The 15,488-nt window shown below is 69.6% G+C and carries 17 protein-coding genes; 8 read left to right on the plus strand and 9 right to left on the minus strand.

Annotation, left to right across the window (positions count from 1 at the left end):
* Window positions 1-15: 15 nt before the first annotated feature.
* Complete coding sequence (locus ACFVDI_RS03960) at window positions 16-1,410, plus strand: hemolysin family protein (protein WP_378900848.1); 1,395 nt, start codon at window positions 16-18, stop codon at window positions 1,408-1,410.
* Window positions 1,403-1,753, plus strand: coding sequence for a cytidine deaminase (locus ACFVDI_RS03965; RefSeq protein ID WP_378900851.1), 351 nt, complete (start codon window positions 1,403-1,405; stop codon window positions 1,751-1,753). Before ACFVDI_RS03960 ends, ACFVDI_RS03965 begins: the two co-directional genes overlap by 8 nt.
* Here the strand turns inward: ACFVDI_RS03965 and ACFVDI_RS03970 are convergent.
* Window positions 1,748-2,989: a PucR family transcriptional regulator gene (locus tag ACFVDI_RS03970; protein WP_378900853.1), complete on the minus strand. Its 1,242-nt coding sequence runs from the start codon at window positions 2,987-2,989 to the stop codon at window positions 1,748-1,750. The genes ACFVDI_RS03965 and ACFVDI_RS03970 overlap by 6 nt on opposite strands.
* 163 nt (window positions 2,990-3,152) lie before the next feature.
* Between ACFVDI_RS03970 and ACFVDI_RS03975 the strand changes: the two genes are divergently transcribed.
* On the plus strand, window positions 3,153-4,010 hold the full coding sequence (locus ACFVDI_RS03975; protein WP_378900856.1) for an SGNH/GDSL hydrolase family protein: 858 nt from the start codon (window positions 3,153-3,155) through the stop codon (window positions 4,008-4,010).
* Between the two features lie 3 nt (window positions 4,011-4,013).
* Here the strand turns inward: ACFVDI_RS03975 and ACFVDI_RS03980 are convergent, their stop codons facing one another.
* On the minus strand, window positions 4,014-4,313 hold the full coding sequence (locus ACFVDI_RS03980; protein ID WP_328529518.1) for a hypothetical protein: 300 nt from the start codon (window positions 4,311-4,313) through the stop codon (window positions 4,014-4,016).
* 120 nt (window positions 4,314-4,433) lie between these two features.
* Here ACFVDI_RS03980 and ACFVDI_RS03985 point away from each other — a divergent pair, with 120 nt between their 5' ends.
* Window positions 4,434-5,828 (plus strand): FAD-binding oxidoreductase, encoded by a 1,395-nt coding sequence (locus tag ACFVDI_RS03985; RefSeq protein WP_378900860.1) that lies wholly within the window; start codon window positions 4,434-4,436, stop codon window positions 5,826-5,828.
* Window positions 5,825-7,126 carry a class I SAM-dependent methyltransferase gene (locus ACFVDI_RS03990; RefSeq protein WP_378900863.1) on the plus strand — a complete coding sequence of 434 codons (1,302 nt, stop codon included), beginning with the start codon at window positions 5,825-5,827 and terminating at the stop codon, window positions 7,124-7,126. The genes ACFVDI_RS03985 and ACFVDI_RS03990 overlap by 4 nt, the downstream gene beginning before the upstream one ends.
* Before the next feature lie 71 nt (window positions 7,127-7,197).
* Here ACFVDI_RS03990 and ACFVDI_RS03995 read toward each other — a convergent pair whose 3' ends face one another.
* Entirely contained in the window at window positions 7,198-7,539 is a 342-nt protein-coding gene (locus ACFVDI_RS03995) for a VOC family protein (protein WP_378900866.1), read from the minus strand.
* A gap of 1 nt (window position 7,540) precedes the next feature.
* Complete coding sequence (locus ACFVDI_RS04000; RefSeq protein WP_378900869.1) at window positions 7,541-8,074, minus strand: pyridoxamine 5'-phosphate oxidase family protein; 534 nt, start codon at window positions 8,072-8,074, stop codon at window positions 7,541-7,543.
* Window positions 8,075-8,188: 114 nt separating this feature from the next.
* On the opposite strand from ACFVDI_RS04000, the gene ACFVDI_RS04005 reads away from it, so the two are divergent.
* Both ACFVDI_RS04005 and era read left to right on the plus strand, forming a co-directional pair.
* Window positions 8,189-8,968 (plus strand): siderophore-interacting protein, encoded by a 780-nt coding sequence (locus ACFVDI_RS04005; RefSeq protein ID WP_378900872.1) that lies wholly within the window; start codon window positions 8,189-8,191, stop codon window positions 8,966-8,968.
* Window positions 8,965-9,891, plus strand: coding sequence for a GTPase Era (era, locus tag ACFVDI_RS04010; protein WP_378900875.1), 927 nt, complete (start codon window positions 8,965-8,967; stop codon window positions 9,889-9,891). The genes ACFVDI_RS04005 and era overlap by 4 nt, the downstream gene beginning before the upstream one ends.
* 10 nt (window positions 9,892-9,901) lie before the next feature.
* Here the strand turns inward: era and ACFVDI_RS04015 are convergent, their stop codons facing one another.
* Genes ACFVDI_RS04015 through ACFVDI_RS04030 form a run of 4 tightly spaced genes read right to left on the minus strand, consistent with a single transcriptional unit; the run spans window position 9,902 to window position 12,493 of the window.
* The gene (locus tag ACFVDI_RS04015; RefSeq protein WP_378900878.1) at window positions 9,902-10,717 is read right to left on the minus strand and encodes a septum formation family protein; all 816 of its coding nucleotides are present in this window, start codon (window positions 10,715-10,717) and stop codon (window positions 9,902-9,904) included.
* 2 nt (window positions 10,718-10,719) lie between these two features.
* Window positions 10,720-11,553 (minus strand): septum formation family protein, encoded by an 834-nt coding sequence (locus ACFVDI_RS04020; protein WP_378900881.1) that lies wholly within the window; start codon window positions 11,551-11,553, stop codon window positions 10,720-10,722.
* Window positions 11,554-11,600: 47 nt separating this feature from the next.
* Entirely contained in the window at window positions 11,601-12,098 is a 498-nt protein-coding gene (locus ACFVDI_RS04025) for a flavodoxin family protein (RefSeq protein ID WP_378900884.1), read from the minus strand.
* Complete coding sequence (locus ACFVDI_RS04030) at window positions 12,098-12,493, minus strand: pyridoxamine 5'-phosphate oxidase family protein (protein ID WP_378900887.1); 396 nt, start codon at window positions 12,491-12,493, stop codon at window positions 12,098-12,100. The genes ACFVDI_RS04025 and ACFVDI_RS04030 overlap by 1 nt, the downstream gene beginning before the upstream one ends.
* 207 nt (window positions 12,494-12,700) lie before the next feature.
* Between ACFVDI_RS04030 and leuA the strand changes: the two genes are divergently transcribed.
* On the plus strand, window positions 12,701-14,461 hold the full coding sequence (gene leuA, locus ACFVDI_RS04035; protein ID WP_378900890.1) for a 2-isopropylmalate synthase: 1,761 nt from the start codon (window positions 12,701-12,703) through the stop codon (window positions 14,459-14,461).
* Here the strand turns inward: leuA and ACFVDI_RS04040 are convergent.
* Window positions 14,442-15,425, minus strand: a complete 984-nt coding sequence (locus ACFVDI_RS04040) for a DMT family transporter (protein WP_378900893.1) — start codon at window positions 15,423-15,425, stop codon at window positions 14,442-14,444. The genes leuA and ACFVDI_RS04040 overlap by 20 nt on opposite strands.
* Window positions 15,426-15,488 lie beyond the last annotated feature (63 nt).

Here is a 15,488-nt window from a genome sequence, read left to right on the forward strand (position 1 = left end):
CACGAACCAACACCCATGGACGATGCGAGGCTGCTGATCGCAGCCGCAGTTCTGGTCCTCATCGCCGGCCTCTTCTCCGCCGCCGACGCGGCGCTCAGCGCCTTCTCCCGCGCCCGGGCCGCCGAGCTCGTCTCCGAGGGCCGCGCCGGCGCCAAGCGTCTGGTGGCGGTGGTCGGTGACCCGGCCCGCTACCTCAACACGGTGCTGCTGCTGCGGCTGCTGTGCGAGATCGGGGCCACCGTGCTGGCCGCGCTATGGGCCTACGACCTCTACCAGGGCCGCTGGTGGCCCACGGTGCTCACCACGACCGCGACGATGACCGTGGTCTCCTTCGTCGTCATCGGTGTCGGGCCGCGTACGCTCGGACGCCAGCACCACGAGGGCATCGCGCTGGCCGTCGCCGGCCCGATCGGAGTCATCGCCACCGTCCTGGGCCCGATCCCGAGCCTGCTGATCATGCTCGGTAACGCCCTCACCCCCGGCAAGGGCTTCCGCAAGGGACCGTTCTCGACGGAGACCGAGCTGCGCGAGCTCGTCGACATCGCCGAGGCCAGCGACCTGATCGAGGCCGAGGAACGCCGGATGATCCACTCGGTCTTCGAGCTCGGCGACACCCGTGCCCGCGAGGTGATGGTGCCCCGCGGTGACATCGTCTTCCTGGAGCGCCGCAAGACCCTGCGCCAGGCGCTGTCGCTGTTCCTGCGCTCGGGCTACTCCCGGATGCCGGTGATCGACGAGAGCCTCGACGACATCATCGGGATGGTCTACCTCAAGGACGTCGTCGCCCGGGACTTCGAGGCGCCCGAGGTCGAGACCACCCAGCGGGTCGAGTCGCTGATGCGGCGGCCGACCTGGGTGCCCGACTCCAAGCCGGTCGACGAGCTGCTCGCCGAGATGCAGAAGCATCGGCAGCACATCGCGGTCGTCGTCGACGAGTACGGCGGCACCGCCGGCCTGATCACCATCGAGGACATCCTGGAGGAGATCGTCGGCGAGATCACCGACGAGTACGACATCGAGGACCGCGAGCCCCTCCACCTCGGTGACGGCTCCTGGCGGGTGCCCTCCCGCTTCCTGGTCAGCGACCTCGAGGAGCTCATCGGGTTCCCCGTGGAGGAGGACGACGTCGACTCCGTGCGCGGCCTGATGGCCAAGCATCTCGGCCTCGTGCCCATCCCCGGCACCGAGGTCGAGGCGCACGGACTCCGCTTCGTGGCCGAGGAGGCTGCCGGCCGGCGCAACCGGATCGGTACCGTACGCATCAGCGCCGTCGTCCCGGACGAGCCCGAGGCCGACGACGAGGACGAGCAGAGCGAGAAGACGGACCGCGTGAAGCCGGAGCGGTCCAGGACGGACCGGTCCAAGGCGGACCGGGTGAAGACGGACAGGACGAAAGAGGCCCATGCCTGAGCAGAGTGAGCTGTCGGCGGAGGACCGCAAGCTGGTGACCCTGGCCCGCGCGACGCGTGCCCGCACCGGCGCGGCCGAAGGAGCAGCCGTACGCGACCTCGACGGCCGCACCTACGCCGCCGCCACCGTGGATCTGCCCTCGCTCCAGGTCTCCGCGATCGGCGTCTGCGTGGCGATGGCGGTGGCCTCCGGCTCCAAGGGCCTCGAGGCCGTCGTCGTGCTCGGCGAGGCCGAGGCGCCGGCCGCTGGCGACCTGGCGGCCGTCAAGGAGTTCGCCGGCGAGGACGTCCCGGTCCTGCTCGGCGACCCGCGCGGCACGCTGGTCGCCTCCGCGCGCTCATGACCCCGAGCCGGTGCGGCGCGCGGTGAGGGCCGCGTGCAGCAGCGGCAGGTCCTCGGCGCGGGTCGCGTCCAGGCCGGTCAGCTCGGCCACCCGCCGGATCCGGTTGTCGACGGTGTTGGGATGGACGTGCAGCGCCGAGGCGGTCCGGCGGCGGTTGAGCCCGCTCGCCAGGAAGACCTGCAAGGTCTCGCCGAGGTCGTCGTGGCCCTCGAGCGGGTCGAGCAACGTCTCGAGCAGGTCCCGGCCGGCTCCGGCTCGGGACAGCTGGTGCTCGAGCACCACGTCGACCAGCCGGTAGAGCCCCGGCGGTCTGCCCAGCTGCCGCGCGACCTCGAGGACCTCGCGCGAGAGACGTGCCGCCTTCGGGACCTCGGACGGTGCCGCGACGGTGACGCCGACGTGGATGTCGGCCCCCGCGGCGCGGCGTACGTCGGCCAGGATCCGCTCCAGCCGAACGATGTCCGTCGCGGAGCTCTCGTCGGGGGCCGTCGGGAGCGGGATCAGTGCCTGACCACCGTCGGTGGCCGGGATCCAGAGCACCGTCTCGCGGTAGTGCCTGCTCAGCTCCTCGTGGATGCGCCGCAGCTTCCACCGGGCGGCCACGAGCGGGTCGATGTCCGGGTCCGACTCGTCGGGGTGTGCGCCGGCCGCCAAGGTGGCGACCAGGTAGGAGGCGGGCAGCACCATCCCGGCACGGCCGGCCGCCTCGTGGATGTCCCCACCCTCCACCAGGGTGTTGACCAGGAGCGTCCGTGAGGCCGCCTGCTCGGCCAGTGCGGTCCTGGTGTGCTGGGCGTACCCGGCCGCCACAGCTACGGCGATGTGCTCGAGGAAGCTCATCGCGATGCGCAGCACGGCGTGCACCGTCTCCACCTCCTCGGGTTGCGCCCCGGCGAGCGCCGTGTCCGCACAGACCCGCACCCCGCGGTGGTAGGCGGCGACCACCATCTCGAACGGCACGCCCTCCTCGGCACGGCGTGCGGCCGACTCGGCCAGGTCCGCCAGCGCCGCGTCGGCAGGCCGTCCGTCGGTGTCGAGCGCAGCCACGAAGAGCCGGATGGCACGCACCACGACCCGGCGTACGTCTCCTTGGAGCAGGTCGGTGGGCAGACGGGCATAGACGGGCAGCTCCGCCATGAGCACACGGAGCACCTCGTCGGTCAGCTCGGGGGTCCGGGTCGACAGGATCTGGGTGACCTCGTGGCCGCCGATGAGCCAACTGCTGGGACCTGTCACAAGGCCATCGTGACAGACGGTGACGTGCCTTGCCCTCACCGTTGTGATCTGTCACAGCCCCCGCCGGGAAACTCTGGCTCCGGTCCCACCTCAGAGCACCGGCGTGGTGCCCCAGCATCGTGGGGACGGCTCTTCGGCCGTGACGACGATCTGGGAGGAAGAGATGAGACGGTACGTACGGCATGGTGCGGCCCTGCTGGGAGCGATTGCGGCAACGGTCGCCCTGGTCATCGGGCCGGGCGGAGCGGCGCCGGCCTCGGCGGCCGGTTCGGTGAAGATGGTCGCCCTCGGTGACTCCTCGGCCGCGGGCCCGCTGGTGGGGACCCAGAGCAGCCTGGACTGCCTGCGCTCGACCTCGAACTGGCCGACCGTCGCCGCCCGGGCGCTCGGCGCACAGCTCACCGACGTGACCTGCTCGGGTGCGACGACCGCCGACCTGACCGGACGGCGGTTCGGCTACATCGCCCCGCAGGTCGACGCGGTCACCGCCGACACCGACATCGTCACGCTGGCGATCGGCGCCAACGACATCAACATGGGCGGCACCGTGGTCGGCTGCACCCAGCCGCTGCCCGAGCCGCTCGGCGTCTCGTGCAAGTCGTGGATGACGGCGGGCGGGGACACCACCGACGCCCAGCTCGCGGCCGTCCAGCCGAAGATCGTCGATGTGGTCAACCGGATCCAGACCAGGGCGCCCGGGGCCACCGTCCACCTGGTCGGCTACCTGCGCTACTGGGACGCGACCGGCTGCTATCCGACCGACCCGATCTGGACCGTCGACGCCCAGTGGCTGCAGTCCATCTTCGACCGGACCAACGCGATGATCCGTCGGGCAGCAGTCGAGAGCGGGGCGACCTACATCGACATCGCCACGCCGAGCACCGGCCACGGTGTCTGCGCCCCTTACGCGAGCAAGTGGGTCGAGGGTCTCATCCCCACCAGCGCCGCGGCGCCCTACCACCCCAACCAGAGCGGCATGGACGCGGCCGGAGCCGTCGTCGCCGCGGCGATCGGCCGGTAGGTCCTAGCGAGCGGCTCGGTGCCCGCCCGTGCCGCCGGCCCCGCCGGACTCGGCGAGGAGCGGGAGGGTGCCGAGCTCGATCGTGACGTGGATACCGTCCTCGTCACGGTAGGCGGTGAGGCCGTTCATCGTGGCCATGTCGACGCCCTTCTCGCGCATGTGCACCACGATCTGGTCGATCGCCAGCGCGAGCCGTGCCTGGGACACGGACTTGTTGCGCCACTTGACCTGGTTCTCGGTGAAGTAGGGGGTTGCCTTCTCGGCGAGCGTTGCCACAGCGTCACGGTGGGCAGCACTGGACATGGGACCCTCCAGGGTGCGCGATATGGGGGGAGTCGACGGGAGCAGTCGGGGCTTGCGACTGTAAGCGAACTGACCAAAAAATCGAAACCGGAGATCCATTGCGAGCGTAAAGTGGAGCGAGTGACGGGTGAGACTGGTTGGGAACGACACAACGAGGCCGTCGAGCGGCTGACGACCTCCTACGCGAAGATCCCCGACGGGGCACCCGTCAGGCTCGCCAAGCGCACCACCAACCTCTTCCGGGCCCGGGCCGCGACCAGCGCCCCGGGCCTCGATGTCTCCGGGCTGGGTGGTGTGATCGAGGTCGACGCCGAGGCGGGCACCGCCGACGTACAGGGCATGTGCACCTACGAGGACCTGGTCGACGCCACCCTGGCGTACGGGATGATCCCCTACGTCGTCCCGCAGCTGCGCACGATCACCCTCGGCGGCGCAGTGACGGGCATGGGCATCGAGTCGACGAGCTTCCGCAACGGCATGCCGCACGAGTCGGTGCTGGAGATGGACATCCTCACCGGCTCGGGGGAGATCGTCACGACCCGTCCCGGTGAGGACCTCTTCGACACCTTCCCCAACTCCTACGGCTCCCTCGGCTACGCCACCCGGCTCAAGATCAAGCTGGAGAAGGTGCCGGGATACGTCGCGCTGCGACACGTACGCTTCGACGACCTCGGCCTGCTCACGAAGACGATCGCGCAGATCACCGAGACCAGGACGTACGAGGGTGAGCGGGTCGACGGGCTCGACGGGGTCGCGTTCGAGCCGGGGGAGTACTACCTGACGCTGGCGACCTGGACCGAGAGTGCGACGCAGACGCCCAGCGACTACGGCGGCCAGCAGATCTACTACCGGTCGATCCAGCAGCGAGACACCGACCTCCTGACGACCTACGACTACCTGTGGCGCTGGGACACCGACTGGTTCTGGTGCTCGGGGGCCTTCGGCGCGCAGAACAAGTACCTGCGCCGCGTCTGGCCCCGCCGACTGCGGCGCTCCGACGTCTACATGAAGCTGGTCGGCCTGGACCGGAGGTTCGGCATCGCCGACAAGCTCGACGCGCGTGCCGGGCGGCTGCTGCGGGAGCGGGTGATCCAGGACATCGAGGTCCCGGTGGAGAACCTCCCGGCCTTCCTGGAGTGGTTCGACGCCGAGATCGGGATGCGGCCGGTGTGGCTGTGTCCGCTGGTCTCCACAGGCATCTCGACAGGCTCGATGACCGAAGAACCCCGCAAGTGGCCGACCTACCCGCTCGAGGCCGGCCGGACGTACGTCAACGTCGGCTTCTGGGGCACGGTCCATGTCGGTCCCAGCGCCGTCAACGCCCCGAAGAACCGGGCGATCGAGACGCAGGTGCACGAGCTCGGCGGGCATAAATCGCTCTACTCCGAGGCGTTCTACGACAAGGATGTCTTCGACGCGCTCTACGACGGGGACAACCTCGCGGCCGTGAAGGCGAGGTATGACCCCGGCAACCGGTTGACCGATCTGTACAGCAAGGCGGTGAAGAGACTGTGAACCATATTGCAGAGACCATCAACGAACTCTTCGACGGTGGGCTGCCGATCAAGCTCACCGCGTACGACGGCAGCGTGGCCGGCGACAGGGACTCCGAGTTCGGCATGGAGATCCTCAACCCACGCGGGCTCGCGTTCCTGCTGACCGCGCCGGGCGACCTCGGTCTGGCCCGTGCCTACGTCAGTGGTGACATGGCCCTCCATGGCATCCATCCGGGCGACCCCTACCCGCTCCTGAACCTGATCCTGGACAAGACCGACTTCAAGCGGCCCAGCCCTCGCGAGACGATCGACCTGGTCCGCACCCTCGGGGTGACCAACTTCGTCCCGCCGAAGCCACCGCCGCAGGAGCATCTGCCCGCGTGGCGGCAGCGGGCCGAGAACGTACGCCACCTCTCCGGGCGCGCGCTCAGCGCACTGCCGTGGACGAGGCACTCGCCGGAGCGCGACGCCGACGCGATCCACCACCACTACGACGTCTCCAACGCCTTCTACGAGTACGTCCTGGGCCCATCGATGACCTACACCTGCGCCCTCTACCCGACCGACGACGCCACCCTCGAGGAGGCGCAGGCGGCCAAGTACGACCTGATCTGCCGCAAGCTCGGGCTCGAGCCCGGGATGCGGCTGCTCGACATCGGCTGTGGCTGGGGCGGGATGGTGCGTCACGCCGCCAAGCACTACGGGGTGAAGGCGCTCGGCGTGACCCTGTCGCGCGAGCAGGCCAACTGGGCCCAGCAGGCGATCAAGACCGACGAGCTCGACGACGTCGCCGAGGTGCGCTTCTCCGACTACCGCGACGTGGTCGAGGGGGGCTTCGACGCCGTCAGCTCCATCGGGCTCACCGAGCACATCGGCGTGGCCAACTACCCGTCCTACTTCGGCTCCATCAAGGACAAGCTGCGCGACGGCGGCCGGCTGCTCAACCACTGCATCACGCGTCCCGACAACGTCTCGCGGGCGACCGGAGCCTTCATCGACCGCTACATCTTCCCCGACGGCGAGCTGATCGGCTCGGGGACGATCGTCTCCGCCATCGAGAACACCGGCCTCGAGGTGCAGCACCACGAGAACATCCGGGTCCACTACGCCAAGACGCTCACCGCGTGGAACGCCAACCTCCGCGACAACTGGGACGCCTGCGTCGACGAGGTCGGCCTCGGCACCGCGAAGGTCTGGGGGATCTACATGGCCGGTTCCCGGATCGGCTTCGAGCGCAACAACATCCAGCTCCACCACGTGCTCGCGACCAAGACGGTCGACGGCGTCTCGGGCTACCCGCTGCGGCACACCTTCTGAGCGACGGAATGGGCGAAAGTGGCAGGTCGGACAGCGATCCGCCTGCCACTTTCGCCCACTCCTCGATCGCCTCAGATCGCGGCTGGCCCTCCGCCGATGCCGATCTCGTTGCCGTCGGGGTCGCGGAAGACGATCTTGCGCACTCCGTTCTCGTAGGTCTCCTCCGAGGCCGGTCGCAGCCCTCGGTCGGCGAGCGTGGCCAGGCGGGTGTCGAGGTCGTCGACGAAGAGGGTGACGAACCCGTGGCCGGCGATGTCCGGCTTCTGCTCGATGTAGACGTAGCGGTGCTCGGCCGCCTCGAAGACGACCTCGACCTCGTTCGGGTGGAACGCGGCCTCGCCGAGCAGCTTCTCGTACCACGGCACGGCGGCGGCGATGCTGGTCACCGGGATGCCCGCGAAGAGGTCGACCATGTCAGAACCTCCACCGGGTCGCGGCGTACGGCTCGACGCACTGGACCGCGTGGGCCGAGGTGGCCTCGAGCCGGTGCACGTGCCACGGCGCGGGGCCGGCGCTCTGGGCGTTGAACGGCGCGGTCAGCGCGTCGCCGGACTCGTGGACCTCGGCCGGCCAGCCTTCGTCGTGGTAGCGCTTCGCCACGCGGGCGAGGTCCTCACCCAGCACCCGGGTGGCGGCGCCCTCGACCACCAGGTCGAACTCGCGCACCGACAGCGACATGGCACAGCGCGGGTCGTGCGCGAGGTTGCGGCCACGGCGGGTCTTCGGCCCGGTGACGAGGTGGAAGGCGCCGTCGAACCAGATCGCGCCCACCGCGTTCACGTGCGGACCGCCGTCGTCGTTGATCGTGCTCACCCAGGTCGTGTAGCGCCCCGGCTCGCCCTCCTGAGACCCGGGCCCCTGGTCGAACCCGGCCTCCAGCCGCCTGGTCACCTCCTCCCAGGACATCGGTGGCGCGTCGTACATCTCGGCGAGGTTGTAGGTCTCCATGAGCTGTCTCCTTCGACTGGACAGGACTATTCACCTGCTCCACGAACGAGTCACGCCCAATTCGACAGTGCGCTGATGCGGGCGGGGGCGCCCGGCGCGGATAACCTTGAGCTGATGAGTGTCAAGGCCCAGCAGTACGCCGCGGAGGTGCTGCGGCGCGAGCAGATCACGCCCCACCTCGTACGCCTGGTGCTCGGCGGTCCCGGGCTGGCCGGGTTCGAGTCCACCGGGATCCCGGACGAGTGGGTCGGCCTGATCGTGCCGGGACAGTTCCAGTCGCGCTACTACACCGTGCGGTCGTGGCAGGAGGGTGAGCTGACCCTCGATGTCGTCGTCCACGACGTCGGTCTGGTGACCGAGTGGGCCACGCGTCTCGACCCGGTGGGACAGACCGTCACGATCACCGAGCCCAAGGGCTCCTACGCCGTGCCGGAGGCCGCCGAGTGGCTGCTGCTGGTCGGCGACCTGACGGCGATGCCGGCCATGGCGCGGATCGCCGAGACCACCGCCCTGCCGACCCGGATCTGGGCCGAGGTGCCCGACGACCTGCCCGGATACCTCCCCGAGTCCGCCGAGGTCACCTGGTCGGCGCCGCCCTCGGAGACCTCGTCCGACCTGGCCGCGGCCGTGGAGAAGATCGAGTGGCCGGCCGGCGACGGCTACTTCTGGATGGCCGGTGAGTCGAGCCAGATGCGGGCGATCCGCAAGCATCTGATGCGGGAGCGCAAGCTCGACTCGCACGCCTACGACGTGATGGGCTACTGGCGCGGAGGCGGCCAGAAACGGCAGCCGCGCGCGGTCGATCCCGGACCGGTGTGGCGCGAGGGCAAGGCCCAGGGGCTCACCGACGAGCAGATCTGGCAGCGATACGACGAGCAACAGGAGCAGCAGTGACCGAGCCAGCTTTCCGGAGCGGCTTCGTGTCGTTCGTCGGACGTCCCAACGCGGGCAAGTCGACCCTGACCAACGCACTGGTGGGTACGAAGGTGGCGATCACCTCCGACAAGCCGCAGACGACGCGCACCGTGGTCAAGGGCATCGTCCACCGCCCCGACGGCCAGCTGATCCTGGTCGACACCCCCGGCATCCACCGGCCGCGTACGCTGCTCGGCGAGCGGCTCAACGACCTGGTCGAGGCGACCTGGACCGAGGTCGACGTGGTCGCGATCTGCTTCCCCTGCAACGAGAAGATCGGCCCCGGTGACCGCCGGATCGCCGAGAACGCCAACAAGCTCAAGAAGGGCATCAAGCGGGTCGCGGTCGCCACCAAGACCGACCTCGCCACTCCCGAGCAGATCGGCGAGCACCTGATGTCGATCCAGGCGCTGGGCCAGGAGCTGGGCATCGAGTGGGCCGAGATCGTGCCCGTCTCCAGCGTCGGCGGCGACCAGGTCGATCTCCTCGCCGACCTGCTCATCAAGCTGCTCCCCGAGGGGCCGCCGCTCTACCCCGACGGCGAGCTCACCGACTCTCCCGAGGAGATCATCGTCGCCGAGCTCATCCGCGAGGCAGCCCTGGAGGGCGTACGCGACGAGCTCCCGCACTCCATCGCCGTCGTCGTCGAGGAGATGCGCCTGCGCGAGGACCGCCCGGAGAACAAGCCGCTGATGGACATCCACGCCTTCCTCTACGTCGAGCGCGACTCCCAGAAGGGCATCGTGATCGGCCACAAGGGGTCCCGGCTCAAGGACGTCGGCCAGCGCGCCCGCCTGCAGATCAAGGAGCTGCTCGGGATGCCGGTCTACCTCGACCTGCACGTCAAGATCGCCAAGGACTGGCAGCGCGACCCGCGTCAGCTGCGCAAGCTGGGCTTCTGAGGCCTGTTGATCAGCTCGGCGCCCAGCAGATCCCGTACGACTGCCCGCCCTGCCACTGCTCGGCGCTGGGGAACTCCCAGGACCACTCGTACTTGAGCGGGTCGTCGGCGACCTCGGCGGCAGCGGCCTTGCAGTCCTCGGCGCCGGCGCTGTTGACCTTCGACTCGCCGGGGTACTTGCCGGAGCCGAGGTCGATGACCGACAGCGCGCGCCAGGAGTGCTTCAGGGAGCACGGGACGCGCTTGAACGAGTCGGACTTCGGCGAGGCGGTGCCGCACATCCGGAACGGCTCGGCGGTGTCGGAGTCGCCCAGGACGCCCTTCATGTTGCCCTTGAGCGTCATCAGGGCCTTCGGGCCGGCGATGCCGATGACGTCGCAGCGGAACCAGTTGGCGCCCGCCTCGGACTCCTTGATCGTCGGCGTGAACCAGACCGGGCGCAGCATCGAGAGCCGCAGGTCGTCGGCGTTGCCACCGAGATACTTGGTGACCTTGTTCGGGCACGCCTCCGCGACCTGGGCCGCGACCTGCTCCGAGTCCACCGCGACCAGGTGGCCGTCGACCACGTTCTTCAGCCGGCCCACGGCGTAGGTCTGGGTGGTGTGCTTGCCCTTGCAGGACACCGCGGTGCCGCCGGCGGTCGGGGCCAGCGCCTCCTCGTAGCTGAGGTTGTAGCAGGCGCCCTCCTTGGGGGACGGCGCAGCAGATGCCGACGGGGACGGAGGGGCCGAGGATGCCGAGGGCGCGGCCTCCGGCTCGCCTCCGCCACATCCGGCCAGAGCCATGGCTCCGACGACGACGAGAGCCCCCCAAAGCTTGTGTCGCATGCTCACTCCTCTGTCACCGCCCAGCAGACCGCCCAGCGGTTGCCGGCCTTCCACTCCTTCTCTCCGAACCATGTGTACCCGTAGTCGAAGCTTTCCGGGTAACCCAACCAGGCCTGGACCGAGCCCTTGCAGTACTGCGCGGCCTTCTTCTTGGACTCCGCCACACCGAGGAACGGCGTCTTGTCCTCGCCCAGCTTGATGGTCGTCACCGCCCGCATCTGGTGCGGGTCGGAGCAGGGCACCTTCGCGGAGGTGACCGACTTGCCCTGTGCGCACACCATCCAACGGTCCTCGATGTCCTCGATGTTCTTGACCTTGAGGAGGTTGCGGGTGGTGGTCGGCAGGTCGACGTACTCGGCGCCCTGCTGGCCGCCGCCGACCACGTCGCAGCGGATCCAGCGCGCGCCCTCGTCCCAGGCCTTCTCCGACGGGCCGAAGTAGACGTGGGAGAGCATCGAGCGCATCAGCACGCTCTGGTTGGTGCCGACGTACTTCTCCAGCAGCTTGCGGCACTGGCTGAAGGCCCACTCGTTGACCTTCTCGTCGCCGTACTCGGCGTCCTTGAACTCGTCCGGGAGCGGTCCGGCGCCGAAGGTCTCGGCGTTGTGCGGCTCGTCGCAGCCCACGTACTCGTCGAAGTTGTAGGCCTCGGCGACGTCCTCGTGGGTGAGGTTGCGGCACTTGCCGACCTCGGGGAGCGCCGTCGAGTCAACCTGCTTCGGGTCCTCGCCCTTGGCGGCCGCTCGATCGCCGCCGCACCCGCTGAGCGCGAGGGCGGCGAGCGCCACGATGACGACGGACAAGGAGGTCGTACGTCTGGGGGTATGGCCGATCACGGGGACCGACTCTACTTGCGAACCCATGAGCGGGCCGAAAGGAGAGATCAGTCCAGGACGGCGGCCAGCGTCGCTCCGAGCTCGTACGCCGCCTCGACATGCGCGTCCTCGACGTCTCCGAGGACGTCGAGGATGTCGAAGGACTGGGCCCAGCCCAGCGCGCCGACGATGGACTGCACCGAGCGGATCGCGCCGGTGGTGTCGTAGCGGCCGTGGACGTAGAGACCGTAGGGCCGCTTCGCGGTCTCTCCGGCGGACTCCCCGGCCGCCCCGGCTGCTCCCGACGGATCGAGCGCGCCGCCGACGGCCAGGAAGGTCGAGTCGAAGAAGTGCTTGAGGGCACCCGACATGTAGCCGAAGTTGGCGCTCGTGCCGAGCACGTAGCCGTCGGCGGCCAGGACGTCCTCGGCCGTCGCCTCCAGCGCGGGACGTACGACGACCTCGACGCCCTCGATCTCAGGATCGTTGGCGCCGGAGACCACCGCATCGGTCAGCCGCTGCAGCGACCGGGTGGGGGAGTGGTGGACGACGAGCAGGCGCGGCATCAGCCGGCTGCCAGACGGCGGCCGGTGACCTCCTTGGGGTGCAGTCGCACCCACAACGGACGAGATCCGGCGGGCCAGGCGTGGAGGTTCTTGACGACGTCGGGGATCTGGTCCTCGCGGTAGAGGATCTCCGCACGGCCCTTGAACTGCACCGACCAGCCCACGTGGGTGTCCGGGTCGAGGTCGTCGACCAGCAGGGCGACCGCACTCTCGTCGATCTGCTCGGCCATCGAGGAGTGGGCCGAGGTGCGGATCCAGACCGACTTCTCGTGCACCACGTGGTTCACGGGCAGCACCACCGGGCCGCGTGGTCCGTTCCAGCCGATCCGGGAGACCTGGGTGTCCGTCGCGAGCCGCCAGGACTCCTCGACCGTGAGCTCTTCCAGTTGGGCCACGCCCGTTCCTCCACTTCGTCGTCGGTTCGGTGCCAGTCTGCCAGTTCTGTTCTGTTATTGTTACCGAGTCATGATGCGCAGCCTCCTCCTTAGCTGCCGCAGCGGGGTCTGAGAAGCCGGACTCCCTCGCTGCGGAGGTCTTTCGCGTGCCGGCGTCCACTCAAGCGTGGTCTCGACAAGCTCGACCACCGATCCAGCGAGGACTCCATGACCAACCTGAGCAACGCCCGCAACCAGCAGAAGCCGTCGGGGATGCCGCATCAGCGCTACCGCGCGTTCGTGCCCGTCGACGTACCCGACCGCACCTGGCCCGCCAAGAAGATCACGAAGGCTCCGCGCTGGCTCTCCACCGATCTGCGTGACGGCAACCAGGCCCTGATCGACCCGATGACGCCGGCCCGCAAGCTGCGGATGTTCGAGCTGCTGGTCGCGATGGGCTACAAGGAGATCGAGGTCGGCTTCCCGAGCGCGAGCCAGACCGACTTCGACTTCGTGCGCAAGCTGATCGAGGAGGACCGGATCCCCGATGACGTACAGATTTCGGTCCTGACCCAGGCGCGCGAGGACCTCATCGCGCGCACCGCCGAGTCGATCGCCGGCGCCCCGCGCGCCACGATCCACCTCTACAACGCCACCGCCGAGCTGTTCCGTCGGGTCGTGTTCAACGTGACCCCGGCCGAGTGCATCGGGATCGCGGTGCGCGGCACCGAGATGGTGATGAAGTACGCCGAGGAGCACGTCCCCGAGCTGATCGGCACCGAGGACTTCGGCTACCAGTACAGCCCGGAGATCTTCACCCAGACCGACACCGACTACGCGCTCGAGGTCTGCGAGCGGGTCTCCGACGTGTGGCAGCCGGAGGCCGGCCGGGAGATCATCCTCAACCTGCCCGCCACGGTGGAGATGTCCACCCCGAACACCTACGCCGACCAGATCGAGTACTTCGGCCGCGGCCTGACCCGCCGCGAGCACTCCGCGATCTCGCTGCACCCGCACAACGACCGCGGCACCGCGGTCGCGGCCACCGAGCTGGGCCTGATGGCCGGCGCGGACCGCGTCGAGGGCTGCCTGTTCGGTCACGGCGAGCGCACCGGCAACGTCGACCTGGTCACCCTGGGCATGAACCTCTTCTCCCAGGGCATCGACCCGCAGATCGACTTCACCGTCGGCGGTGGCATCGACGAGATCCGCCGCACCGTCGAGTACGTCACCAACATCAACGTCCACCCGCGCCACCCCTACGCCGGCGACCTGGTCTACACCGCCTTCTCCGGCTCCCACCAGGACGCCATCAAGAAGGGCCTGGAGGATCTCGACCGGATCGCCGCCGAGGCCGGCAAGCCGACCAGCGAGATCCCGTGGGAGGCGCCCTACCTGCCCATCGACCCCAAGGACGTCGGCCGCACCTACGAGGCGGTCATCCGGGTCAACAGCCAGTCCGGCAAGGGCGGCGTCGCCTACCTGCTCAAGACCGAGCACTCCCTGGACCTGCCGCGTCGCGCGCAGATCGAGTTCTCGCGTGTGGTCCAGCAGCACACCGACTCCGAGGGCGGCGAGGTCAGCCCCGAGGAGATCTGGTCGATCTTCTCGGCTGAGTACCTCGAGCGCGAGGAGCCGTACGCCCTGGAGAGCTGGTCCTCGGTCACCGACGCCGAGGGTGGCGACGAGCAGGTCGTCGACCTGAGAGTGCGCGGTGAGGAGCGCACCTACAAGGGCGTCGGCAACGGCCCGGTGGCCGCCTTCGTCGACGCGCTGAAGGAGGCCGGTGCCGAGATCCGGGTCCTCGACTACGCCGAGCACGCTCTCTCAGCCGGTGGCGACGCGGCCGCGGCTGCGTACGTCGAGTGTGAGATCGCCGGCGAGATCGTGTGGGGCATCGGCATCCACGAGAACATCGTCACCGCCTCCCTGCGGGCCGTCGTCTGTGCGGCCAACCGCGCCCAGGCGGTCACGATCCCGCAGCGCTGACGCCGGGCGCCGCTACGGGGTCACCCGCAGCGGCGCCGCCGCGCAGGCCGATGACCAGGCCCAGTGCGACGACGGCCGTGCCGAGCCAGACCATCGGGCCGGGCACGACCCCGTTGAGAGGTACGCCGAGGCCGGCCGCCGCCACGGGCACGACGCCGGTCAGCAGGCCGGCGCGCCCGGAACCGAGGCGCCCGACTGCGGTGAACCAGAGCAGGAAGGCGAGCGTGGTGACGACCACCGCCAGGTGGAGCGCCGCGAGCAGGTCGACGGTGTCGAGCGTGGTGACCGCCGCCGGTCCCTCCGTCACCACGCCCACGACGGCCATGCCGGCGGCCGCCATCCACACCGAGTGGAACGAGACCCCGAAGGCGCCCAGACGCCGCAGCGCCGGCACTGCCAGGAGCGTGAAGCCCGCCTCGCAGACGAGCACGAGGAGCGCGTAGCCGACGCCGGCCGCATCGGTCCGGCCGAAGCCCTGGACCAGGACGGCTCCCGTCGTCACGACGGTGGCCCCGAGGATGACCCCACGCGTGGGGAGGTTGCGGGTCGCGATCGCCGGGACGACCGCCAGCAGCATCGGGACCGCAGCCACGGCGACCCCGATCACCGCCGGTTCGGCATGGGCGACGCCCCGGACGACCCCGACGTTGAAGAGCACCAGCCCCACGGTCGCCACCCCGGCCAGCCAGAGCCACTCGCGGCCACGCGGGCGCGGCACCCGCCAGCCGGTGACGCGCGCGACCACGAGCAGGAGCAGGGCGGCGAGGGCGTAGCGGACCGACTGGAGGGTGAAGAGCGGGGCATCGGTGATCGCCGCCGAGACCGCGACGCTGCTGCCCACGCAGACCATCCCGGCCGCGGCGTACGCGATGCCGAGCAGGGCGCCACGGTGGGGCGATGCTCCGCCGGAGTCAGTGGCGGGGATGGCGGGGGTGTCTGGACGCGGGAGGGCATCGGTGCTCATGACTACGAGGTTCGCCCCGACTTGGTCTGGCAGACAGATCCAAGATCGACATGGCAGAGTGGA

The organism is Nocardioides sp. NPDC057767, assembly GCF_042798275.1.
Classification (GTDB): Bacteria; Actinomycetota; Actinomycetes; order Propionibacteriales; family Nocardioidaceae; genus Nocardioides.